The organism is Bradyrhizobium sp. 27S5 (assembly GCF_037217225.1).
GTDB lineage: Bacteria > Pseudomonadota > Alphaproteobacteria > Rhizobiales > Xanthobacteraceae > Bradyrhizobium > Bradyrhizobium septentrionale.
Genome location: NZ_CP147714.1, coordinates 6,375,360 through 6,398,500, shown reverse-complemented (window position 1 = coordinate 6,398,500; position 23,141 = coordinate 6,375,360). Strand labels below are relative to the sequence as shown.

Here is a 23,141-nt window from a genome sequence, read left to right as displayed (position 1 = left end):
GACGTCACGGTTGCGCGCTCCGACTTCCGCGTTTGACCCATTGCGGCCGTGTTCGGAAGCTGGCTTTCAGCGCATCGGGCCAATCGTCTCCGCGGTTCTAAATCGCAATCTGCTATTTCTCCTGCCGCGCGCTTTCGAGCAGCGTCATGCAGGCGTCGAGGCAGGCTGCAGCAATCGTCCGGCCGAGGGGACCCGGCTTCTTGTTCAACAGCCGATGCATCACCACGCCGTGCAGCATCATCATGATCGGATAGGCGACGTGCGCGGCCCTGCTTTCGTCGACACCGGCGCGCACGATATGGGTGGTGTATCGTTCGATCTCGCCGGCCTGCGCACTCGTTGTGACGCGCTCCATCCAGCCACGCCCGTAGAGCAATTCATAATCGCGCGGGTGGGTGCTGCCGAACTCGAGATGTCGTACGCAGGTGTCCTGAAAGTCGCGGGATTTTGCGAGGTAGGCCGAGAAGCGCTGAAAGGCCAGCGTGCGCAACGCCGTCAGCAACGCCTCCCGGTCGGCGTAGTAGCTATAGACCGTCGGCGTCGTGGTGGCTGCTTCTGCCGCCACGCCGCGGATCGTCACGGCCTCCTCGCCGCCCGACTGCCACAGCGTGTCGGCGGCCTTCAAGATCCTGTGAGGCAGCTCCGGATCGGCAGTTCTCGGCATTGGCCCTCTTGCTTTTACAATGTATAAATTATACGTCGTCTAAATAATAAACCCGTCCCCAGGAGCAGGCAAATGGCTCTTTCCGCGAAATTGATTGACACCATGTACAAGCTCACGGCGAAGCACCCGTGAACACGCGCGATTTCGTGAAGCTCCATGCCGCCGAATTCAAGTAGCATGGACCGGCGCTTTGATGAGGTGTTCGGCACAGACCGCAAGCGGAATCCGACTGTTGAGGCGCCCGGATGGTCCGCTTTGGACCGAGGCTGTGCAACGGCTCAGCCGACCGAAATTCCAGCGCAATAATCTGCCCACGGTGTCGCTCTGTCGTCGGTCTGGCGCAAAGCGTATCGGGGCAATCCGACGCGGGCAATCCAATGAGACCTATGAGGGAAGGGCAGGCGCTTCTGACACGCTTCGTTCTGCTGCTGTTGTTGAGTGGCTGTGGAGAAGCGGCGGACCAGATGGCGGAGCAGGAGTGTCGTTCTTCGGATGCCCGCAGTTCGGTACTCAAGACATTTTCGGACGATCAAAACAACAAGCTGGTGACTTTTACCCTTAAATACTCGAGTTCGCTTGACGCAATGATGAATGCTGCGAAATCGGAAACTGAAAAATCGACGATTTTGGACGGTGCAAAGAAAAGCGCTGTCTACAGCCTGGATGGCACGATACTCGTGAAGTCAAGGGACAAGGCAACGCGAGAAGTAACGTGCATTGCGATACTGTCTGTCAGCGTTTTGGACACGAGCGCGGAAAAAGAAATAGAGTTCAGAGTGAAGCAAACGGCCGACGGAACGCCGCTCGTTTCAGTCAGTCCTTTTCTTTTCTCAGTGGACTAGTCCGGAGACCCCGGGCGGCCATGCTCTGTATTCGGTCTGGTGCCCGCTTCTGATAGAGGAGCCGACCGACAGGCCGGCGAGTCACCAAACCTTGTCGGTCAGCCCGGTAATGCTAGTTTCGCCTCAGTAAGCAAGGAAGGTGCAATGATCGAGCAACCCACCACTGCCGCGGCATCGGCGCCGGCAATCTCCGACACCCCCGCAACGATCAAGGTCATCATTTCCGGCGGGTTCGCCGCGGTCTACCGGGAAGTCCTTGCTGAATTCGAGCGAAGCACGGGCATCAGGGTGGAAACCGGATCAGGTGCGTCGGAGGGCACCGGTCCGAAGACGATCAGGCATCAGCTTGCCCACGGCATCAAAGCGGACGTGGTGATCCTGTCGCGAGAGGGACTTCGAAAGCTCAACGAAGACGGGCGGATTCGTGCGGGATCCGAAACCGGTTTGGCGACGGCGCCTCTGGCCGCCGCGGTTCGGGCAGGCTCGCCCAAGCCGGATATCGGCAATGATCTCGCGCTCAGGAAAGCCTTGATCGACGCAGGCCAGATTGTGGCGCCGAGCAGCACGAGCGGACAATATTTCCGCGACAAGGTCTTCCCAAAGCTGAATTTGCCGGACTCGGTCAGGCTCACCCTGGAGGCGCGTGGCACTGAGGCGGCCGAAGCGCTCAGGGCCGGCAAGGCAAATCTCTCGATAGGCCCGACCAGCGAACTGGTCCAAGAGCCCGGCATTGAACTGGTTGGTCTGCTGCCGCCAGATCTTCAGCTTGTCCAAACCTTCACAGCCGCTGTGGTCAGCGACTCCAAGGCGGCGGAAGCAGCCAGGCGCCTGATCGATTTTCTTTCCTCGGACAGCGATATCATGCACGCGGCAATCAAGCGGGCGGGCATGGCGCGGCCCTAGCGAACACTGCCTGCAGAGCCTAGCGCAGGAATCGTAGGCATGCCAATGTAGTGTTGTGCCAAACCCGCAGGAGGTCAAACATGCGAACAAACATAATGGGAGCACTTTGCGCCATCGCAATGGTCGCGAGCGCACACGCAGCAGTGAAGGAAGAGCCGGTCACCTACACGGACGGCGAGACCACGATGAAGGGCTTCGTCGTCTACGACGACGCCACCCAGGCCAAGCGGCCCGGCATCATCATGGTGCACGAATGGTGGGGCATCACCCCGCATATCCATAGTGAGGCGCGGAAGTTCGCGGAGCAGGGCTACACGGCCTTCATCGCGGACATGTACGGCGACGCCAAAACCGCCGACAACCCGAAGGACGCCGGCGCGCTCTCGGGGTCGGTGATGAAGAACCCGAAGGTGATGGAGCAGCGCTTCAACGCCGCGCGCGAGCAGCTCGCCAAGCAGGCCTCGGTCAATCCGCAGCGGATCGGCGCCGTCGGTTACTGCTTCGGCGGCGCGGTGGTGCTGAACATGGCGCGCACCGGCGCTGATCTCGCCGCCGTTGCGGGCTTTCACGCAACACTTGGTCTCAACACGCCGGCGCCGGCGCCGGGAACGGTCAAGGCGAAAATCCTCATTCTGAACGGCGCGGACGACCCGTTCGTGAAGCTCGAGCAGTACGATGCGCTCAAGAAGGATTTCGACGCAGCGAAGGCCGATTATCGGATCATCGAGTATCCCGGCGCTGTGCACGCGTTCACCAACCCCGAAGCCACAGAACTCGGCAAGAAGTTCAATTTGCCGCTCAGATACGATGCCAAGGCCGATCAGGAATCGAAGGCCGAAGCCGCCAAGCTGTTCGCCGCAAGCCTGCAAAAGTGAACCAGAAGGCCACCCACAGGGTGGCCTTTTTTGATTTGAGGGCAAAGCGGCCGCGGGTTTGATGAGCACCCGCGCTGGCGCCGCGCGTCCGCGATGCTCCGCCGAAAGTTTACGCAGGCCTGCGCCGTGGCGACGCAGCCATCGCGCTTGACATCATCGGCCGCTCCCCCTGTGATAGGGCGGCACGACAACAAAAAATGCAGTGCACAATCTCTGGGGAGGGATTCATGCCGGTCAGGAGGGCTGTCCGCTGGCTCGCGGGTCTGTCTGTCGCGATTGCGGCGCTCGGCGTGGCCAATGCCGCCCATGCGCAGGACAAGAAGATCAAGATCGGCGTGATCTTCGATCTGACCGGCCCGCTCGCCGGCGGCGGCTCCGAGCTGCAATATACCGGCGTCAAGATCATGCTCGACCATTACGTCAAGACCGGCGTCGAGGGCTACAAGGTCGAGGCGGTCTATGCCGACGCGCAGAGCAAGCCCGACATCGCCATCAACGAGGCCGTCCGCCTGCTCGAGCAGGAGAAGGTCGACCTGGTGATGGGCTTCTTCTCCCCGGCGCAATGCGTGCCGGTCTCGGCCCGCGTCGAGCAGATGAAGAGGTTCATGTGGATCACGACCTGCATCTCCTCGGGCGTGTTCGACGGCAAGAACTACAAATACGTGTTCCGTCCGCAGGCCGCCGGCAACCAGTACGGCATGATGACGACCGACTTCATCGCGCAATATTCGATGTCCAAGTTCGGCAAGGAGCCGAAGGACCTCCGCGTCGCGATCATCCATGAGGACGGCGCCTATGGCGTCGACGTCGCCAAGGGCAACGAGGCCGGCGCGAAGAAGGCCGGCTTCAACATCGTGCTCAAGGAGGGTTATTCGGCGACCGCGCCCGATTTGTCGGCGCTGGTCACCAAGCTGAAGCGCGCCAAGCCCGACGTGATCTTCCACACCGGCTACAATCCGGACATCACCCTGCTGTTCCGCCAGGCGCGCGAGCAGGGGCTGAAGTTCGGCGCCATCGTCGGCCATGGCGCGGGTTATGGCGTCTACGAGAAGCTCAAGGAAGGCCTCGGCGCCGACGCCAACTATCTCTTCAACACCGACCCGATCTCGATCTGGCTCGCCAACCAGAAGGGCATGGACCCGAAGCTTCCGCCGGTCATCAAGATGGTCGGCGAGGAATTCGACAAGCTCAAGCCGGGCGTGCCGATCCGCTCGGCCCATGTTGGCATCGGCGCCTCCAACGCCTATGTGTTCTTCGACGACGTGCTGCCGCGCGCGATCAAGAAATATGGCGGGATCGATCCGGATGCGCTGCGCAAGGCCGCGCTCGACACCGACATTCCCGAGGGCGGCACCATGCTCGGCTACGGCGTGAAGTTCTTCGGCGAGGGCGAGCAGTACGCCGGGCAGAACGAGCGCTCGTTCCCGGTGGTGCTGCAATATATCGACGACAAATCCTATGTGGTGTGGCCGAAGAGCCAGATGCAGCGCGAGACCGAGCTGCCGCTGCCGGCCGGCACCACCTACAGCTACAAATAATTCGGCTGCGAAAGGGATCGCCGTGCTCGCCGTCGAAGGCCTGGTCAAGCGGTTTGGCGGCTTTTGCGCCGTCAACAACGTCTCGTTCCGCGTCGCGCAGGGCGAGATCCTCGGCCTGATCGGCCCGAACGGCTCGGGCAAGAGCACGATCTTCAACATGCTGTCGGGCACCTTGCCGCCGACCGAGGGCTCGATCCTGTTCGACGGCCGCGAGATCGCAGGCCTTGCCCCGCACCGCATTATCGTCGGCGGCATCGGCCGCACCTTCCAGATCCCGCGGCCGTTCCATCGCCTCAGCATTTTCGAGAACGTCGTGCTCGCCGGCTTCTACGGCCAGGGCCGTCACAGCCGCACCAAGGCCGAGGAGGCGGCCGAGCGCGCGCTGGCGATGGTTGGGCTGCCGACCGATCGTCACAGCAGCGTCGAGGGCCTGGGGGCTGCCGGATTGAAGAAACTCGAACTGGCAAAAGCGCTCGCCACCGGCCCGAAACTCCTGCTCGCGGATGAAAGCCTCGGCGGCCTCGACGAGACCGAGATGGACGCGGCCGCCGACATGCTGCGCCGGATCCGCGACGAGCTCGGCATCACCATCATCTGGGTCGAGCACATCATGGGCGTGTTGATGCGCGTGGTCGATCGCGTGATGGTGCTCGATCACGGCGAGAAGATCGCCGAAGGGCTGCCGGCCGATGTCGCCGGCAATCCACGCGTGATCGAGGTCTATCTCGGCACCGATGCCGACGCGAGCCTGGCGGCCGCCGTCGCCGAGCAGGCGCGCCGCCGGATCGGGGCGTGAGCGGCATGCTGGAACTGAAATCGATCGATGCAGGTTATGGCAGCTTCCAGGCGCTGTTCGACGTCAGCCTCGACGTGAGGGCAGGCGAGGCGGTTGCCGTGATCGGCCCGAACGGCGCCGGCAAGACCACCCTGATGCGCGTAATCTCCGGATTGATCCGCCCGATCAGGGGCACCATCGCGATGGAAGGCACCGACGTCGTCGCGACGCCGCCGCATCGCATCGTCAGCCTCGGGATCGCGCATGTGCCGGAAAATCGTCGGCTGTTTCCGCGGCTCACAGTCGCCGACAATCTGAAGATGGGCGCCTACATGCCGGGCGCCCGCGCGCATTACGCCGAGCGGCTCGACTTCGTGTTCGAGCTGTTTCCGCGCATGAAGGAGCGGCAGCACCAGATGGCCGGCACCATGTCCGGCGGCGAGCAGCAGATGTGCGCGATCGGCCGCGCCCTGATGTCGAACCCGAAGCTGCTGCTGCTCGACGAGCCGTCGGCCGGGCTCGCGCCGGTCGTGGTGCAGCAGGTGTTCGAGCTGGTCAGGCGCATCCGCGCCAGCGGGCTGACGGTGTTGATCGTCGAGCAGAACGTGCAGCAGGTGCTGCGCGTGGTCGACCGCGCCTATCTGCTGGAAGCCGGCAGCATCCGCGCCGCCGGCACAGCGGCGGAGCTCGCTGCAAGCGACACCATCAAGCAGGCGTATTTGGGGGTGTAGGGGATGATTGCATTCACTCGATCGGTGTTCTCCCTCTCCCGCTTGCGGGGGAGGGCCGGGGTGGGGGTCTCTCCACGAGTCGTATCGCGGAGGGAGCCCCCACCCGGCGCGCTCTCGCGCGCCGACCTCCCCCGCAAGCGGGAGAGGTAAGAAAGGCAGCGACGATGCAATCCTTCCTCAACATCTTCGACATCTACCTGCTGGAGGCCGTGATCAACGGCATCCTGCTTGGCGGCGTGCTGGCGCTGCTGGCGCTTGGGCTCAACCTGATCTTCGGCGTCATCGACGTCACCTGGATCTGCTACGCCGAGCTCGTGATGATCGGCATGTACGGCATGTACTATCTCGTGCAGTATTATCATTTGCCGTACTGGGCCGCCGCACCGCTCGTCATCCTGCTGGTGGCGTTGTTGGGCGCCGCGTTGCATTTCCTGGTCATCGCGCCCTTGCTGACGGCGCCGCCGATCAACCAGCTGCTTGCCACCGGCGGTGTGCTGTTCATCCTGCAGAGCTTTGCCACCGTTGCCTTCGGCATCGATTTCCGCAATCTCGGCATCCGCCTGCCGGTGCTCGCGCTCGGCGAGATGAATTTCAGTTACGCACGACTGTTGTCGTTCGGCGCGGCGCTGGTCGGCATGATCGGCGTCTATCTGTTCCTGACCCGCACCTTCACCGGCACCGCGATCCGCGCCATCGCGCAGGACCGCCAGATCATGCCGCTGATGGGCGTCGATCCCAAGCGCATCTATCTCGTCACCTCGGCGATCGGCGGCGGGCTTGCCGGTCTCGCCGCCTGCCTCCTGGTGCTGCAATATGACGTGCATCCGTTCGTCGGCCTGTCGTTCGGGCCGATCACCTTCCTGATCTGCGTGCTCGGCGGGCTCGGCAATTTCATCGGCGGCTTCATCGCCGCCTTCGTGTTCGCCGAGATCATCTCGCTCGGCGGCCTGTTCTCCGATCTCGAATGGGGCTACGTGCTGGCCTTCGCCTTCTTCATCGTCATGATGTTCATCCGGCCCGCGGGCCTTTTGGCGAGGCGCTCGTGAACAGCAAGCTCGCCTTCTGGGTCATCGCGCTGATTGCGCTGGTCGCGTTGCCCTTCGTACATCGCGATCCCTATCATCTGCATGTGCTGGTGCTGATCCTGATCTGGTCGTTCGCCTACACCTCATGGTCGATCATGGGCCGCTTCGGCCTGGTCTCGCTCGGCCATGGCGGTTTCATGGGCATCGGCGCCTATGTCACCGCGCTGCTTTGGAACCACCTCGGCGTCTCGCCCTGGATCGGCATTCCCCTGAGCATGGCAACCGCGGGCGTGCTCGCGCTGATCGTGGCCTATCCCTGCTTCCGCTTCCGCATCACCGGGCATTATTTCGTGCTGGTGACCCTGGCGCTGTCGGGCATCGTGCTCCAGGTCATCACCGCGACCCGCGACTATACCGGCGGCTCGCTCGGCTATACGCCCCAGCGCGCCCAAAGCGGCAATGGCCTGTTCGCGCTGCAGTTCGACGACAAGATCACCTGGTACCTGATCGCGCTCGCGGTCTGGGTCCTGGGCCTCGTGATCTGGCGCGCGATCGATCGCAGCATGATTCGCCACGCCATGGAGGCGATCTCGGAGGATGAAGACGCCGCCGCGGCGGCCGGCGTCAACGTCACCGCGGAGAAGCTGAAGATCACCCTGATCAGCGCACTGATGACCGCGCTCGCTGGCGCGCTCTATTGCCAGTACCAGATGTTCATCTCGCCCGACACGGTGAGCGGCATTGCGGTCTCCTTGCAGATGGTGTTCGCGGCGATCGTCGGCGGCGTCTATGTCGCGCTGGGGCCCACGGTCGGCGCCGTCATCACCATCGTGCTGGCCGAGGTGCTGCGCATTGGCTTCGGCACCAAGGCGGTCGGCTGGGACAATCTGGTCTATGGCGTGCTGCTGGTGCTTTTCATCATCTTCCTGCCCAAGGGCATTCTTGGTAGCGTGATCGACCTGGTCAAATCGCCACGCAAGCCGTCGAGAGGTCATGAGCAACAAACCGCCCCCATCGCTCGCCGATGAACTGAAACCCTACGTCGCACCGTTCCGCTTCGACGGTTCGAGCGAGTTTCATCTCAAATCGTACCCGACCGCCGAGAAGGGCGGCATCGACAAGGACGCCGGCGGCAAGATCATCGAGGCCAACCGCAAGCGGCTCAACGATTTCCAGGAGAAGCTCTACGCCCAGGACCGCTGGTCGCTGCTCCTGATCTTCCAGGGCATGGATGCCGCCGGCAAGGACTCGGCGATCAAGAGCGTGTTCGAGGGTGTCAACCCGCAGGGCTGCGAGGTCTCCTCCTTCAAGCAGCCGTCGACCAGGGAGCTCGACCACGACTTCATGTGGCGCGCCATGATCGCGTTGCCGGAGCGCGGCCGCATTGGCATCTTCAACCGCTCCTACTACGAGGAGTGTCTCGTGGTGCGGGTGCACGCCGACGTGCTCGCCAAGCAGAAGATTCCGAAGCGCCTCGTCACCAAGAACATCTGGCGCGAGCGCTTTGAGGACATTGCCGCGATCGAGCGCTACCTGTCGCGCAACGGCACCATGATCCTGAAGTTCTTCCTTAACGTCTCCAAGGAGGAGCAGCGCCAGCGCTTCCTCGCCCGGCTCGAGGAGCCGGCCAAGAACTGGAAGTTCTCGATGGCCGACATTTCCGAGCGCGCGCTGTGGGCCAAGTATCAGGCCGCCTATCAGGACATGATCCACCACACCGCGACCAAGGAAGCGCCTTGGCACATCGTGCCCGCCGACCACAAATGGTTCGCCCGCGTCGTGATCGGCTCGACCATCGTCAATGCGCTCGACCGGCTCGAGCTGAAATTCCCCGAGGTCGACAAGGCCGACTTAAGCGAATTCAAGCGCGTCCGCGCGGCGCTGGAAGCGGAAGGCAAGGGCGGCGCGGCGGAGAAGAAGGTGGCTGTGAAGAAGTAGTGCGCGTCCTTTGCCATTTGCGCCGCCATCACCTGAGGTGAGCACCTAGCAAGTGAGGTGAGCACGCTAGTCAGGCTCCCTCCCCCCTTGCGGGGTAGGGGAATCGCATATGGCTCAGGAGGGGTGTTGCCAAGCGGTTGGAACTGGATTCTTTGGGGGTCTCTCGATTGTCGAGGGAGACCCAAATGCGCAAACTCAGGCGCCTGTTTCGACCGCTCAAGGATCCACGCGCCGGCAACACGCGACACGATTTGTTGGAGATCCTCGTCATTGCCTTGGCGGCGACGCTGGCCGGCGCCAAGACCTGCACCGAGTTCGAGTTCTTCGGCAAAGGCCGAGAGCAGCTGTTGCGGAAGTTCCTGGAGCTTGGACACGGTATTCCTAGCCACGACACGTTCAGCAACGTCTTCCGCGTGCTGGACCCGAAGGGTCTGGAAGCGGTTTTGCGTAAGTTCAGCAAGAGCTTCGGCGTCAAGGGCGTGGTCAGCATCGACGGCAAGGCGTTGCGCGGAGCCTTCACGCGTGGCCGGCGGGCTACGCCGCTACATATGGTCAACGTCTGGGCGGCAGGCACGCGCATGGCGTTGGCGCAGAGAAAGGCTCCCAATCGCAACGAGATTGCCGGCGCTCTCGAAGTCCTCGCCCTGCTCGATCTGGATGGTGCTCTTGTCACCGCCGACGCCTTGCATTGCCGGCCCGACACGGCGCAGGCCATCCGCGATCGGAAGGGCCACTATGTATTGGCCATCAAGAGTAATCGCGGCCGGCTCTTCAAAGCCGTCAAGGCGCTGCTCGATACGGCCCGGAAGCCAGCGCGGGCGAGCCAGCGAAGGACATCGGCCCACGGCCGCATCGAGCGCCGGCAGGCCATCGTCGTGCCGGCCCCAGACTTGGCAAAGCAATACAGCTTCCCTGCTATCGCTGTCGTCGGTCGCATCGATAGTTGGCGCGCCAAGGCCGGCAAGACAGCCAAACACACGGCCCGATACTTTCTGGCCTCACGCCGGTTGTCGGCCAAGAAGCTGCTCGAGGCCGTCCGCGCCCACTGGGGTATCGAGAACAACTTGCATTGGGTTCTCGACGTTCTGTTCGACGAAGACGCCTGCCGTAGCCGCAAGGGCCATGCCGCCGAAAATCTTGCCGCCATCCGAAAGCTGGCACTTAACGCTCTACAAGCCACGCCAGGTCCCACGCGCACCAGCCACAAAATGCTCCAGGCCAGATGGAATAACGACTTCCTTCTCTCCGTCCTCGCCCATATGCGATAGCCCTACCTTGCGGGGGAGGGTGGGGAGAGGGGTGGCCCCGGGCGGGATCGTCGACGTGAGCGCTGTCTTCGCAATTCGATCGCGTGTCGTCGAGAGACAAATCGAGAGAGCGCGCCGTGTGGCACCCCTCTCCCTAACCCTCCCCCGCAAGGGGGGAGGGAACCCTACCGCCGGTGGCTCTCTTACTCGCTTGTCGCGTCAACAGAGCACAACAGCCGTCACTACCCCTTGCGCGACGGCATCCACGCGGACAAGAGATAGAACCCGATCGCCACGATGAGGAGATAGCGGAAGCCGAGTAGCGTCGAGCAGGACTCGGCGAGGCCGCCGATCACTGATCCCGCGATGTTGGACCCGAACGCCTGGTCGGGATTGGCCTCGTCGCGGAAGGTACGGGCGAAGATCACGCCGGCGAAGAACATCGGGCCGAGCGCCAGCGTGCAGGGGATCACGTAGCGCCAGACGAGGCCGCCGCTCAGGAAGGTGTCGAGCGGCACCAGCACCGCGACCGCCAGCAGCACCAGCAGTCCGGCATAATGCAGCACCAGCCGGGTCGACGGCACCTTGATCACATAGAGATTGGCGGCGAGGATCAGCACGAGCGCGGTGAAGAACACCGCGGAGTTGACCAGCCAGGTGCTGCCGAACAGCAGCGCCATCTGCACCACGGCCTTGGTTTCCAGCAGCATGAAGGCTGCGCCGAGGAAGAACATCCGGTTGTTGGGCCGCCATACGCCCTTCGGCTTGAACAGATAGACGAGGCCAAGCCCGAGCACGCCGAGCAGGATCATCGAGCGAACGGTCAGGTCGGGGATCAGCCTGCCGCTGACATACAGGAACGGCCAGTCGTCGCTGGTCGGTTGCGCGGCGCCTGCATTGTCGACCACCAGTTTCGCCGGCGCCAGCGGCACCCAGTCGCCGTGCTTGGCGGCTGTCTTGTCTTGCGCCTTGACCTGTACCTTGTCCTGCGGCTTGTCGAAGCCGTCGACCGACAGGTTCTCCGGCGGCAGGCTGTTCAGCCAGAACTGGCCACGGTCGCGGAACGCGGTGGAGATGCGCGGATTGCAGCCCGCGATGATGGTGGTGAAGCCGACCGCCTCCGACGATGTCAGCGTTTCCTTGTAGGGCAGGGGCAGCACCAGCGGATCGCAACCGAACACCTGTTTCGCCATCGCTGCGACGCGTTGCACGATCCAGCCCTGGCGGTAGTAATTGTACATCACGAAGATGCCGTCCGGCTTCAGCACGCGGCGGACGTCCTGGAACGCCTGTTCGGTGAACAGATAGCTTTCGAGGCGGATGTTGGCGTAGCCGCTGTGCAGGATCAGCGAGTCGACCAGCGCGTAGACCACCAGATCGTATTTGCGTTCGGTGGTGCGCAGGAAATGCCGGCCGTCATCGAGATGCGGCACCACCCGCGGATCCTGATAGGGCTTGTCGGGGTGGTTGTTGATGCCGATGTTCTGGATCACCGGATCGATCTCGACCGCATCGATGCGGTCGACGCCGAAGCGCAAGGCGTGCGCCAGATCGTTGCCGGAGCCAGCGCCGATGATCATGACGTCCTTGAACGGCGCGCCGCCGCTGTGCTTCTGCAGCAGATGGATCAGCGAATAGGACGAGCCACGATCGCTGAACGGCATCATTTCCTGATGGCCGATATTGTTGACGGTGATCTCGCCGCTCGATTTGTTGAGGTCGACGGCGTAGTAGGGCGACCAGCGGTTTTCATGGGTCTCGGAGCGATCGGTGTAGAACCCGATGAAACCCACCACCACGATCAGCGTCACCAGACGCAGGATCGACAGCGCCTTGTCCTGGTAGAGCAGATAGACGATGCCGGCGCAGCTGATGCCGAACCAGACCACCGGCGGCGCCTGCGCGAACGACAGCAGCGAGAACCCGACGATGCCCGCGAGGCTGCCGCCGATGTTCAGCGAATAACCGGCGACCCGGTTGGGATAGGCGTCGAAGGCGCGGCCGAGCGTCTGGCCGGGGCCGACGAACATCAGCGCGATCAGCACGAAGAACAGCCCGGCGATCGCCTCGATCGGTACGACGAATTGGGCGAGATCGGGGTTGCGATACTCGGTGCCGAAAAACACCTCCTGGGGTGAGGCCTGATTGCCGACGTCGACCGCGAGCCCGCCCCAGTAGGAATACAGCAGCATGATCGCGACCACGGCGGCGAAGGTGACGAAGGCGAGTCCGGGAAACAGCGCAAGCCAGTTGGTGCTGCGCCGCGCGGCGAGGCAGCCGCAGGACATGCCGAGGAACGCCGCGAGCAGCACGATGTTGGTGAAGAACTGCAGGAAGACGACCTTGGCCGAGAACCAGCGGATGCAGGCCAGCTCGAGGAACAGGATCAGGAATCCGACGAGGAAGAGATTGAAGCCGACCTGTCGCTGGTTGAGCCCTTCTCGCTGGTTGAGCCCTTCGGCCAATTTCGTCGCGGGCATCATATCTCCTTAACCAAAAAGAGTTCGCCTGGATCGTCGGCAAAAGCGCCGCGGCTACCAGGTGGTCGTCTCGTCGGCCATGAAATGAGTCCGCTCGGGTCGCCGCCCGCAGACTAGGTGCAACCAGTTGAACAAAGATTGATTGATCGGGAGGCGGATGTGCCGTGGGTGGCGCCTGATGATGTCGCTTATGGTGTCATGGTGTACGTCAGGTTTCGTCGCACTTGTCCCGGCACGGATGTGAGCGCGCGCTGCGCGGGATGTCCGGCTTCATACGTGCAGCGCGCTCAGCGCCTAATAGCGCCGACGATGCGCTGATCGCGTGACAACGTCGGAAGGCGATGGGTTTCGCTGCGCTCTACCCATCCTACGATTCAGGGCGTCGATCTCGTGAGGTGAGCACATCTCTCAGGCTCCCTCCCCCCTTGCGGGGGAGGGTGGGGAGAGGGGTGCGCCCCGGGCGAGACGATCCAGTAACGAACCCGTTCTCACAATCTCGATCGCATCGTGATGATCCAGGCAGAAGATGGAGAGAGCACGTCGTGTGGCCACCCCTCTCCCTGACCCTCCCCCGCAAGGGGGAGGGAACCCTCCCGCCGGTGCGTCCCTCATGTGCCTCGGCGTCTGGCCAACCCGCCGCCCGCCTTTAGGTCAATCCCACTGACCATCTTTACCCATTGCGGCGGCTTGCCATAATCGTCTAGAACGACGGCGCGTAAGCGCTCCCGGCAACCAACCGTCAACGGTTTTGCCCGAGGATTTTGGCGCTCAACAGGGTCTGGCAATGCTGATTCGCGGCCAAATCGATGGGATTTCGGGGGAGGTGGCCCAGGCTACCGCCACGATCCCGGCCGCGCGGCCCACCCTGCTTATTGGCGGCCTGCTTCTTACCTGCCCCTGAGGGCCGGCTGGGCGTTTGCGCCTGGGCACTCAGGGGTTTGTACGAGATCACCGGACCCTGATATTCGCCCAGGCAATCGCTCAAGCAGCAACATGACGGGCGCAAAAGCTCAAAGGAATTTCTGACATGACCACCGCGAACAAGTCCGACAAGGACCGCGTCATCATTTTCGACACCACCCTGCGCGACGGCGAGCAGTGCCCCGGCGCCACCATGACCTTCGAGGAGAAGCTCGAGGTCGCCGAGTTGCTGGACGACATGGGCGTCGACGTCATCGAGGCCGGCTTCCCGATCACCTCGGAAGGCGACTTCCAGGCGGTCAGCGAGATCGCCCGCCGCTCCAAGAACGCGGTCATCGCCGGCCTGTCCCGCGCCCATCCGGCCGACATCGACCGCTGCGCCGAAGCGGTAAAATTCGCCCGCCGCGGCCGCGTCCATACCGTGATCGCGACCTCGCCGCTGCACATGCGGGTCAAGTTGAACAAGACCCCCGAGGAGGTCATCGAGACCTCGGTCGCGATGGTCGCCCGCGCCCGCAACCAGATCGACGACGTCGAATGGTCGGCCGAGGACGGCACCCGCAGCGAGATGGACTATCTGTGCCGGATCGTCGAAGCCGTGATCAAGGCGGGTGCCACCACGGTGAACATCCCCGACACCGTCGGCTACACGGTGCCGGAGGAATACACCCACTTCATGCGGACGCTGATCGAGCGCGTGCCGAACTCCGACAAGGCGATCTTCTCGGTCCATTGCCACAACGACCTCGGCATGGCGGTCGCCAACTCGCTGGCCGGCATCGTCGGCGGCGCCCGGCAGGTCGAGTGCACCGTCAACGGCATCGGCGAGCGCGCCGGCAACGCCGCGCTGGAAGAGATCGTGATGGCGATCAATGTGCGGAACGACAAGTTTCCGTACTGGAACAAGATCGACACCACGCAGCTGACCCGCGCCTCGAAGGTGGTGTCGGCCGCCACCTCGTTCCCGGTGCAGTACAACAAGGCGATCGTCGGCCGCAACGCGTTCGCCCATGAGAGCGGCATCCATCAGGACGGCGTGCTGAAGGACGCCTCGACTTACGAGATCATGCGGCCCGAGATGGTCGGCCTGAAGCAGTCCTCGCTGGTGCTCGGCAAGCATTCCGGCCGCCACGCCTTCATCCACAAGCTGGAGGAGATGGGCTACAAGCTCGGCGCCAACCAGCTGGAGGATGCCTTTACGCGGATGAAGGCGCTCGCCGACCGCAAGAAGGACATCTACGACGAGGACATCGAGGCGCTGGTCGACCAGGAGATGGCGGCCGCCCACGACCGCATCAAGCTGGCCTCGCTGACCGTGATCGCCGGCACCCATGGCCCGCAGCGCGCGACCATGAAGCTCGACGTCGACGGCCAGATCAAGATCGAGGAGGCCGAGGGCAACGGCCCGGTCGACGCCGTCTTCAACTGCATCAAGCGCCTGGTGCCGCACGAGGCCAAGCTCGAACTGTACCAGGTGCACGCGGTGACCGAAGGCACCGACGCGCAGGCCGAGGTCTCGGTGCGCCTCGCCCATGAGGGCCGCTCGATGACCGCGCGCGCCGCTGACCCGGACACGCTGGTCGCCTCGGCAAAGGCCTATCTCGGCGCGCTGAACAAGATCGTGATGAAGCGCCAGCGCGACGTGCCGGCGTCCAAGGTCGCGGGCTGACGGTTCGCCCAATCAACGCATCCGGAAACGCGGCGCCCCGGCGCCGCGTTTTTCGTTCGAGCACACATTCAACCCGTCATCCCAAGGAGCGCGGAACGCGCGTCTCGAAGGATGTACGGCCCCGCTGCTTCGGCGCGTTGACGATCGCCTTGTGGAGAGAGCCGGGCCGTCGCCCTTCGAGACGCGCGCAAGTGCGCGCTCCTCCAGCGACGGCTAAGCCGTTGCGCGGGGGTGACGGTGAGAGGTTTGCTTGCGAGCTGTTCACCTTCGCAAGGGCGGTTCCACGGACGGCTTGGGATGAAATCTGGTTTCTATGCACTTTCTTGGAATTATTTACCAACAATTCGCGCCATCCCGCGCCGCTTTGGAATCTTCCGCGCCACCCCCGGGGCTAACCTTGCTACCTCTCCCGCCAGGACGCCGCCCATGCCGCTCGCCTCGCTCGTATCAGACACGCAACGCAGCCCCACGCCCGCAGAGACCGCGCTCACCCGCCGCGTCGATCTCACCACGCTTCGCCTGTTCGTCGCGGTCTGCGACGAGCAGAATCTCACCCGCGCCGCGCAGCGCGAGGGGATCGCGGCGTCGGCGGTGTCGAAGCGGATGAACGATTTCGAGCTGGCGTTCGGCGTCACGCTGTTCAAGCGGCTCGCCAAGGGCATGGCGCTGACGCCCGCCGGCGAGGCGCTGCTGCATCACGCCCGGGTCACGCTGCTCAATGTCGAGAAGATCGCGGTCGAGCTGTCGGAATATTCGCACGGCGTGCGCGGCCATGTCCGCATGCTCGCCAACCTTTCGGCGATCGTGCAGTATCTGCCCGAGGATCTCTCGGCCTTCTTCGGAGCGCATGAATTGCTCCGCGTCGACCTGCAGGAGCGGCCGAGCGGGCAGGTGGTGCGCGGCATCGAGGAGGGCGCGGCCGAGCTCGGCATCTGCTCGGCCGAGGCCGACAGCCGCGCGCTCGAAGCCTTCCACTACCGCTACGACAATCTGGTGGTCGTGATGCGGCCGGACCATCCGCTGGCCGGCCGTCAGAGTCTGCTGTTTACCGAGACGCTCGATTTCGACCATATCGGCCTGCACACCGCGAGCTCGATCTATCTGCGCTCGCAATATGCGGCGACGCAGGCGGGCAAGACGATGCGGCTGCGGATCAACGTGCCCGGCTTCGATGCGGTCTGCCGCATGGTGCAGGCCAATATGGGGCTTGGCCTGATCCCCGATCGCGCCTTCGAGGTGGTCGGCGCCGGTATGGGGCTTCGCGCGATTCCGCTGCGTGACGCCTGGGGCCGCCGCGAATTGAAGATCGTGATCCGCGACTCAGCGCATCTGTCGGCCACCAGCCGCCTGATGCTGGATCATCTGCGCGCCGTCGAGACAGACCAGAGCCGGCGGGTTGGCGGGCTGGCATTAAACGCGTAGTTCACGCCCAACACCGTTGAAGCCTGCCTGCCTTCGCGCAAGTTTTTCTCGCGTGTTGCGCGAATATTTCTGAATTGTCCGGCTCACATTCCAGGGATACGCTTTGCGTTGAAGTCAATCTCAATCAGCACAGGCAACATGGTGAGCGACACGAACATTCGGGCTGGCCGGTGCCATTGCGGCGCGGTGCGTTTCGAGGCAACGCTCAGCGACGGCTTCAATTCGATCCGCCGCTGCACTTGCTCCTACTGCCGGATGCGAGGCGCCGTCGTTGTCATGGCGGAGATGGGCGGGATCAAGCTCCTGCAGGGTGAAGACGCGCTGACAAGCTACCGCTTCCATACCGGATCGGCGCAGCACTTCTTCTGTTCTCGCTGTGGAATCTACACCCATCATCGGCGACGATCTGACCAGAGCCTGTATGCCGTGAACGTGGCTTGCCTGGACGGGGTCAGCCCGTTCGATTTCCCTGAAGTGCCCGTCATGGACGGCGTCAATCATACCAACGACACCGGCAGGCCGACGCGTCGGGCCGGCACGCTGCGCTTCATCCCGGCTGACTGACCGTCGCCGTCGGCCGACGACCGCGCGGCAATGCCGCCACCCGTCACTCCGCCGGAAGGCCGCGCAGAAACTCGAGCAGCGCTGCGTTGACCTCGGCCGGCCGCTCCTGTTGCAGCCAATGGCCGGCGTCCTCCATGATTCGGACCAGGCGAAGGTCGGCGCAGCGCTGTCGCATCAGGTCGACCATGTCGACGCCGGGGACCATGCGCAGGATCGGCTCGAGGCTGCCGGCCAAGAAGGCGGTCGGCTGCGTGATCTGCTTGCCGTCGAAAACGGCCATGTCCTCGAAGTCGCGCTCGGAGTTGCGGTAGCGATTGAGCGGGCCGCGGAAGCCGCTGCTCTGAAACTGGCTGGCGAAATAGTCGAGATCGGCCGCGCTCAGCCAGGCCGGAAGCGGATCGGGATCGACCAGGCGATCGAGCAGGCCGCGCGCTGCCGGATTGTCGATCTTCGCGCCGGCTCTTTGCCCTTCGCCCGAGCTCCAATAATAGAGCTTGCGCAGGCTGGTCGGGACGTCGGCCTCCAGTTCGGCCTCGGCCACGCCGGGCTCCTGAAAATAGAGCTGATAGAAGAAGCGGTCCTTGTAGATGTTGCGAAACAGCTGGACGCTCGGCATCGGTCCCCGGCCGAGCGCCGGTGCGCTCAGTCCTGCCACGGCGCGCACGCGCTCGGGATGAAACGAGGCCGTGCCGTAGGCAATCGGCGCGCCCCAGTCGTGGCCGACCACGACGGCGCGTTCCGCGCCGAGTGCCGCGATCAGGCCGTCGATGTCGGCTGCGATTGTCTTGAGCGCGTAGGCCTCGATCGGATGAGGCTTGTCGCTGCCGCCATAGCCGCGGACATCAGGCGCGGCAACGCGATAGCCGGCGGCTGCGAGCGCCGGGATCTGGTGCCGCCACGAATACCAGCTCTCCGGAAAGCCATGGATCAGGACCACAAGCGGGCCCGCGCCGGCCAACGCCACGCGAAGGCGGATGCCGTTGGTCTCGATGGTCTGCAAGTCCGGTGTGACGGCAGGCGGCATGGGCTGTTCCTGATCAAGGGCGAGGACCATTTTCGGTCCACCAAGGACAACGCGTGCCGACAGCTTAGCGCAATTTCGTGTCAGTAAAGCCGCATGGGGAGGGGGACGCCGGCCGGACCGGCCAGCAGGCCCCAGGTCTCGTCGGCCGCGACCTCGAACTCGCGGCTCTCGGCCACGCCGCTCGCGACCTTGAGCGTGACCTTGACCTTGCCGGGCGGCAGATCGACCTCCGGGCTATCAGGCGATTTCCGTCCGGTTTCGCGGGTGTGCTCCAGATCGCATCCAGCGCGAGCCGCCAAATTGATGGTCTGCGCGTTGACGGTGATGACGGCCGCTTCATTCATCGCCCGTTGGCTGTTTGCTGGAAAAGGATTGATCCAGATCAAGCCTGAGACGGCCCTGTTTGGAATTCTCCATGGCGTTGAATGACCACCTAGTTATTTGGCGCAATAATTTATCAATGGAGGGGAAAATGCCTGCAGTTGTTATGCAGTTCGTTTCACATCCAAAACCCGGTGGCGATCTTGCGACGGTCTTGCAGCTTGCAAAGGACGGGGCCGTACTCTGGAGGAAACACGGGGCCGACGTGAGCTATTGGTCGGTGATCGGTGGCGAGGTCGGGAACTACGCCTTTGTCGCTCGCTTCGACAGTATAGAGGCTTATGGGCGCACCTTGGCCTCACTTGGTGCCGATCCAGCTTTCGCAGAATTTCAAGCCAAGCGGCTGAAGGCCGGACAATCGGATTGGGTACGCTCCAGCCTTTCCATCCAGGTCGATATTTGACGGAGCGCCTTCTTCCTTGAGTGCGAGACCGCCTTCGGGCGGTCTCTTGCTGGCCATCGCGGTGGACGCGCGGAGACAAGTGGTCGCGCCACGGGGCTCGCGGCCTGCCCGGGATGCTGCATCCGGCTCAATATCCCAGTGTCGAATCTTCATGCGGCACGGGGCTTCCGGTCCACCATTTGCGCGCTAGGTAGTGATCGACGATTCATCGCAGCAGACAGGAGCGCAACGATGGCCGAGATCATTTCCGGCGTTCGAATCCCGGATAGCAGGATCGCACGCGAAGCCGCCGAGCTGGTGCGGCAGCACGAGACCGAGATGTTGTTCAATCACTCGGTCCGCGTGTTCATGTTCGGCGCGCTCAAGGGCATCAGGCAGAACCTGAAGTTCGATCCCGAGCTGCTCTATGTCGCGGCGCTGTTCCATGATTTGGGTCTTGCCGACGCTTTCCATACCGAGACCAAGCGGTTCGAGGTCGACGGCGCCGATGCGGCGCGCGAATTTCTCCGAAGCCATGGCATTCCCGAACCGAAGGCGGATCTGGTGTGGGAGGCGATTGCCTTGCACACCACGCCCGGCATCCCGCAATACATGCGGCCGGAAATCGCGCTCACCAATGCCGGCGTTCTGGTCGACGCCGTCGGCGTCGGATACGACGACTACACGGCAGAGCAGCGCGACGGCGTCATCGCGGCGTTTCCCCGCGGTGATTTCAAGAACGAGTTCATCGCGGTCCAGACCTGCTCGGCGTTGAAGAAGCCGCATACTACGTTCGGCACGGTTAACTTCGATTTTGTCTGCGAGCACGATCCGACGATCCACAGGCCGAACGCCTGCACGCGGATTCGCAATACGCCGTGGCCGAGCTAGGTCGTCATTCAGTCCGGTGAGGCGTTGCGGATGACGATCAGTGGGCGCCGCTGGCGTCGAGACGATCGGGCTTCGTGAGCATGAGCGCCGCGATCAGCGCGACGATCTGCGAGACGCCAAGCAGATAGAAAGTATCGCTGAAGCCGAGAATAAAGGCTTGCTTCTGGATCACCTTGCCGATCGCGACATAGGCGTGGTGGACGGCGTCCACCCGGTCGACCACACCATGGCTGATGAAATACTGCGTCAGCTGATCGAGCCGGGTGCGGGTCGCCTGCTCGAGCATGGTGACGTGCTGCGAAAGCACGTTGGAGTGGTATTGCTCGCGCTTCGTCAGCAACGTTTGCAGCGCCGCGATACCGATTGCGCCGCCGAGGTTTCGCATCATGTTGAACAGGGCGGAGGCCGAGCCGGCGTTCTCCTGCTCGATGCCCGCGGTCGCAACCGCGGAAAGCGGCGCGAACACCAGTGCCTGACCAAAGGCGCGGATGACATTCGGCCAAAGCAGCTGGTCCGCCGCATAGTCGTTCGTGATATGGATGTTCATGAAGTTCGAACCCCCGAACAACACGAAGCCGATGCCGATCACCAGACGCGGGTCGAAGCGCTTCATCAAGCGAGGCACCAGCGGGATCAGCAGGAGCTGCGGCAGGCCGGTCCAGGCCAGCACCATGCCGATCTGCTCCGAATTGTAACCCTGGATACGGGACAGGTAGACCGGCAGGACATAGACCGAGCCATACAGTGAGACGCCAAGCAGGAAGTTCGCGAGAACGCCGAACCCGAAATTGCGGCGGAGCAGAATGCGCAGGTTGAGCAACGGCCGCTTCGCAGTCAGCTCGATCGCGAGGAACAGCGCCAGCGCGACCGCAGCAATGACGGCCAGCCGTACGATGAAGGGCGAACCGAACCAGTCGTCCTTGTTTCCCTCTTCCAGCACGGTCTGCAGCGCGGCGAGCCCGATCGCCATGGTGATGATGCCGGCCCAGTCGCCCTCGCGCAGCAGCGACAGCTTCATCGGCGCAGCCTCCAGCGAGACGTACAGCATGGCGATCATGACCGCGCCGGGGACGACGTTGACGTAGAAGATGTACTGCCAGCCGAAATTCTCGGTGAGATAACCCCCGATGGTCGGACCGATCGCAGGCGCGAAGGTTGCCGAGATCGCAAACATCGCGAGCCCGATCGGCTGCTTCGCCTTCGGCAACAGCGTGATGATGAGCGTGAACGCCATCGGGATCAGCACGCCGCCGGTGAAGCCCTGCACGGCGCGCAGCACGATCATCTGCGGCAGGTCATGTGCCAGCGCGCACGCCGCGGAGAACACCAGGAACAGGAATGCATTGGTCAGCAGATAGATGCGGACCGAGAACACCTGGGCGAGCCAGCCGGAGAGTGGAATCACGACAATCTCGGCGATCAGATAGGACGTCGAGATCCAGCCGCCGTCGTCGATGCCTGCACCGATTCCGCCCTGAATGTCGGCAAGCGAGGCATTGACGATCTGGATATTGAGCACCGCCATGAAGGCGCCCAGCGTCGCGCCCGTCACCGCGAGCCAGGTCTTTGCGGAGATAGCGGGAGGTGCGGCCGGCAACGGACTCGCGCTGGCGGGAACGGCATCGCTGGTGGCTTGCAGTGTGGTCATGGTGGTCTCACCGCGTGCGAGGGATGATGCGTCAGTCGGCTGTCGAGCCGGCGTCGCGCGTTGCGAGCCGTTTCTTGTCGGAGAGACGCTCGGCGACAGCAGCCGATTTCGTATCGACGGTCGGCTCAGCCGACATGCCCGGCCGCAGGCGGCCGTTCAGACTCGCATCGTCGAGGACGATCTTGACCGGCACGCGCTGCACGATCTTGGTGAAGTTGCCGGTGGCATTGTCGGGCGGCAGCAGCGCGAATTCCAGGCCGCTCGCCGGCGACAGGCTGTCGACATGACCTTTCAGCCTGGTCGAATGGAAGCTGTCGACCCGCAGCTCGACCGGCTGGCCATTGCGCACATGGGTGAGCTGGGTCTCCTTGAAATTCGCGACCACATAGACCGCGTCGAGCGGCACGACCGCCATCAGCTGGGTTCCGGCCTGCACATACTGGCCGACGCGGAGCGTTCGTGCGCCCACCGTACCGCCGACCGGTGCCGTGATCTCGGTATAGGAGAGGTTCAGGGCAGCCCGCTGTTCGACGGCCCGGGCGTGGCCGAGTTGCGCGACGGCTTGCGCGCGCTGGGTCGCGAGGACCTCGATCTTCTTGTTGGCCGCGATCAATCCGGCCTTGCCTTGCTGCAGCTGCGCAGTCTGTGCGCGCAACGCCGCGTCGGTCTGCTGGGCGCGCTGGATCGTGCCGGCACCGGTCTTCATCAGCTCGTCGTAGCGGGCGCGTTCCTGCTGCGCGAATTTCAGGCTGGCATCGATCGCATCGACTTCGGCCGCCTGTTGCTGAATCAGCGGCTCCTGCAATTCGATCTGCACGTTGAGGTTCTTGACGACGGCGTCGGAGGCGGCGACATCCGCCTGGGCCTGTTGCAGCGCGGCCCTGAAGTCGCGATCGTCGATCCGCGCCAGCGTTTGGCCGGCCTTGACCGGCTCGTTGTCGGATACGAGCACCTCGGCGATGTAGCCCGAAACCTTGGGTGCGATGATCGTGGAGTCGGCCTTGACATAGGCATCGTCGGTCGTTTCCAGGTAGCGGCCGGTGGTGATGTAGTAGTAGCCGAAATCGGCAGTGCCGGCGACGCCGAGCGCTGCGGCGAGTGCGAATGCTGCGCGCCGGATGGCATGGCGCGACGGAGACGGGTGGATGCCGGCTTTCTGCTCGGCGGCGTAGGGAAGGGTCGACATGCTGTCCTCCGAAAGTTGTGGCGCAAGAGTTCAAA

The 23,141-nt window shown here is 63.4% G+C and carries 21 protein-coding genes; 15 read left to right on the top strand and 6 right to left on the bottom strand.

Features of this window, described 5'->3' with window-relative positions:
* Window positions 1–112: 112 nt before the first annotated feature.
* Window positions 113–664, bottom strand: coding sequence for a TetR family transcriptional regulator (locus tag WDM24_RS30245; RefSeq protein WP_166305130.1), 552 nt, complete (start codon window positions 662–664; stop codon window positions 113–115).
* 386 nt (window positions 665–1,050) lie between these two features.
* On the opposite strand from WDM24_RS30245, the gene WDM24_RS30240 reads away from it, so the two are divergent.
* The 10 genes from WDM24_RS30240 to WDM24_RS30195 all read left to right on the top strand — a co-directional run bounded on the left by WDM24_RS30240 (window position 1,051) and on the right by WDM24_RS30195 (window position 10,559).
* Window positions 1,051–1,506 (top strand): hypothetical protein, encoded by a 456-nt coding sequence (locus WDM24_RS30240; protein ID WP_338828373.1) that lies wholly within the window; start codon window positions 1,051–1,053, stop codon window positions 1,504–1,506.
* 144 nt (window positions 1,507–1,650) lie between these two features.
* A complete protein-coding gene (locus WDM24_RS30235; protein ID WP_338828372.1) occupies window positions 1,651–2,409 on the top strand; it encodes a substrate-binding domain-containing protein in 759 nt (252 codons plus the stop codon).
* Between the two features lie 80 nt (window positions 2,410–2,489).
* Window positions 2,490–3,284: a dienelactone hydrolase family protein gene (locus WDM24_RS30230; RefSeq protein WP_224741781.1), complete on the top strand. Its 795-nt coding sequence runs from the start codon at window positions 2,490–2,492 to the stop codon at window positions 3,282–3,284.
* 227 nt (window positions 3,285–3,511) lie between these two features.
* Entirely contained in the window at window positions 3,512–4,822 is a 1,311-nt protein-coding gene (locus WDM24_RS30225; protein WP_338828371.1) for an ABC transporter substrate-binding protein, read from the top strand.
* Between the two features lie 22 nt (window positions 4,823–4,844).
* Window positions 4,845–5,618: an ABC transporter ATP-binding protein gene (locus WDM24_RS30220; protein ID WP_338691176.1), complete on the top strand. Its 774-nt coding sequence runs from the start codon at window positions 4,845–4,847 to the stop codon at window positions 5,616–5,618.
* Between the two features lie 5 nt (window positions 5,619–5,623).
* On the top strand, window positions 5,624–6,328 hold the full coding sequence (locus WDM24_RS30215) for an ABC transporter ATP-binding protein (RefSeq protein WP_338832471.1): 705 nt from the start codon (window positions 5,624–5,626) through the stop codon (window positions 6,326–6,328).
* Window positions 6,329–6,492: 164 nt separating this feature from the next.
* Window positions 6,493–7,374, top strand: a complete 882-nt coding sequence (locus tag WDM24_RS30210; RefSeq protein ID WP_338828370.1) for a branched-chain amino acid ABC transporter permease — start codon at window positions 6,493–6,495, stop codon at window positions 7,372–7,374.
* Window positions 7,371–8,381 carry a branched-chain amino acid ABC transporter permease gene (locus WDM24_RS30205; RefSeq protein WP_338828369.1) on the top strand — a complete coding sequence of 337 codons (1,011 nt, stop codon included), beginning with the start codon at window positions 7,371–7,373 and terminating at the stop codon, window positions 8,379–8,381. Before WDM24_RS30210 ends, WDM24_RS30205 begins: the two co-directional genes overlap by 4 nt.
* Window positions 8,347–9,291, top strand: a complete 945-nt coding sequence (locus WDM24_RS30200; protein ID WP_338828368.1) for a polyphosphate kinase 2 family protein — start codon at window positions 8,347–8,349, stop codon at window positions 9,289–9,291. The genes WDM24_RS30205 and WDM24_RS30200 overlap by 35 nt, the downstream gene beginning before the upstream one ends.
* Window positions 9,292–9,476: 185 nt before the next feature.
* A complete protein-coding gene (locus WDM24_RS30195; protein WP_338821920.1) occupies window positions 9,477–10,559 on the top strand; it encodes an ISAs1 family transposase in 1,083 nt (360 codons plus the stop codon).
* Window positions 10,560–10,780: 221 nt separating this feature from the next.
* Here the strand turns inward: WDM24_RS30195 and WDM24_RS30190 are convergent, their stop codons facing one another.
* A complete protein-coding gene (locus WDM24_RS30190) occupies window positions 10,781–13,018 on the bottom strand; it encodes a hypothetical protein (protein WP_338828367.1) in 2,238 nt (745 codons plus the stop codon).
* A gap of 1,027 nt (window positions 13,019–14,045) precedes the next feature.
* Between WDM24_RS30190 and WDM24_RS30185 the strand changes: the two genes are divergently transcribed.
* The 3 genes from WDM24_RS30185 to WDM24_RS30175 all read left to right on the top strand — a co-directional run bounded on the left by WDM24_RS30185 (window position 14,046) and on the right by WDM24_RS30175 (window position 17,594).
* On the top strand, window positions 14,046–15,608 hold the full coding sequence (locus tag WDM24_RS30185; protein WP_338828366.1) for a 2-isopropylmalate synthase: 1,563 nt from the start codon (window positions 14,046–14,048) through the stop codon (window positions 15,606–15,608).
* A gap of 426 nt (window positions 15,609–16,034) precedes the next feature.
* A complete protein-coding gene (locus tag WDM24_RS30180) occupies window positions 16,035–17,030 on the top strand; it encodes a LysR substrate-binding domain-containing protein (protein ID WP_338828365.1) in 996 nt (331 codons plus the stop codon).
* Between the two features lie 138 nt (window positions 17,031–17,168).
* The gene (locus WDM24_RS30175) at window positions 17,169–17,594 is read left to right on the top strand and encodes a GFA family protein (protein ID WP_338832470.1); all 426 of its coding nucleotides are present in this window, start codon (window positions 17,169–17,171) and stop codon (window positions 17,592–17,594) included.
* A gap of 43 nt (window positions 17,595–17,637) precedes the next feature.
* Here the strand turns inward: WDM24_RS30175 and WDM24_RS30170 are convergent, their stop codons facing one another.
* On the bottom strand, window positions 17,638–18,618 hold the full coding sequence (locus WDM24_RS30170; protein ID WP_338828364.1) for an alpha/beta hydrolase: 981 nt from the start codon (window positions 18,616–18,618) through the stop codon (window positions 17,638–17,640).
* Window positions 18,619–18,698: 80 nt separating this feature from the next.
* Window positions 18,699–19,004, bottom strand: a complete 306-nt coding sequence (locus WDM24_RS30165) for a hypothetical protein (protein WP_338828363.1) — start codon at window positions 19,002–19,004, stop codon at window positions 18,699–18,701.
* Window positions 19,005–19,033: 29 nt separating this feature from the next.
* Here WDM24_RS30165 and WDM24_RS30160 point away from each other — a divergent pair, with 29 nt between their 5' ends.
* Both WDM24_RS30160 and WDM24_RS30155 read left to right on the top strand, forming a co-directional pair.
* The gene (locus tag WDM24_RS30160; RefSeq protein WP_338691168.1) at window positions 19,034–19,402 is read left to right on the top strand and encodes a hypothetical protein; all 369 of its coding nucleotides are present in this window, start codon (window positions 19,034–19,036) and stop codon (window positions 19,400–19,402) included.
* Between the two features lie 231 nt (window positions 19,403–19,633).
* The gene (locus WDM24_RS30155; RefSeq protein ID WP_338691167.1) at window positions 19,634–20,272 is read left to right on the top strand and encodes an HD domain-containing protein; all 639 of its coding nucleotides are present in this window, start codon (window positions 19,634–19,636) and stop codon (window positions 20,270–20,272) included.
* A gap of 37 nt (window positions 20,273–20,309) precedes the next feature.
* Here WDM24_RS30155 and WDM24_RS30150 read toward each other — a convergent pair whose 3' ends face one another.
* Together WDM24_RS30150 and WDM24_RS30145 are read right to left on the bottom strand one after the other, a co-directional pair.
* Window positions 20,310–21,920 (bottom strand): MDR family MFS transporter, encoded by a 1,611-nt coding sequence (locus WDM24_RS30150; RefSeq protein WP_338691166.1) that lies wholly within the window; start codon window positions 21,918–21,920, stop codon window positions 20,310–20,312.
* Window positions 21,921–21,951: 31 nt separating this feature from the next.
* A complete protein-coding gene (locus tag WDM24_RS30145; protein ID WP_338828362.1) occupies window positions 21,952–23,106 on the bottom strand; it encodes an HlyD family secretion protein in 1,155 nt (384 codons plus the stop codon).
* Window positions 23,107–23,141: the final 35 nt, after the last annotated feature.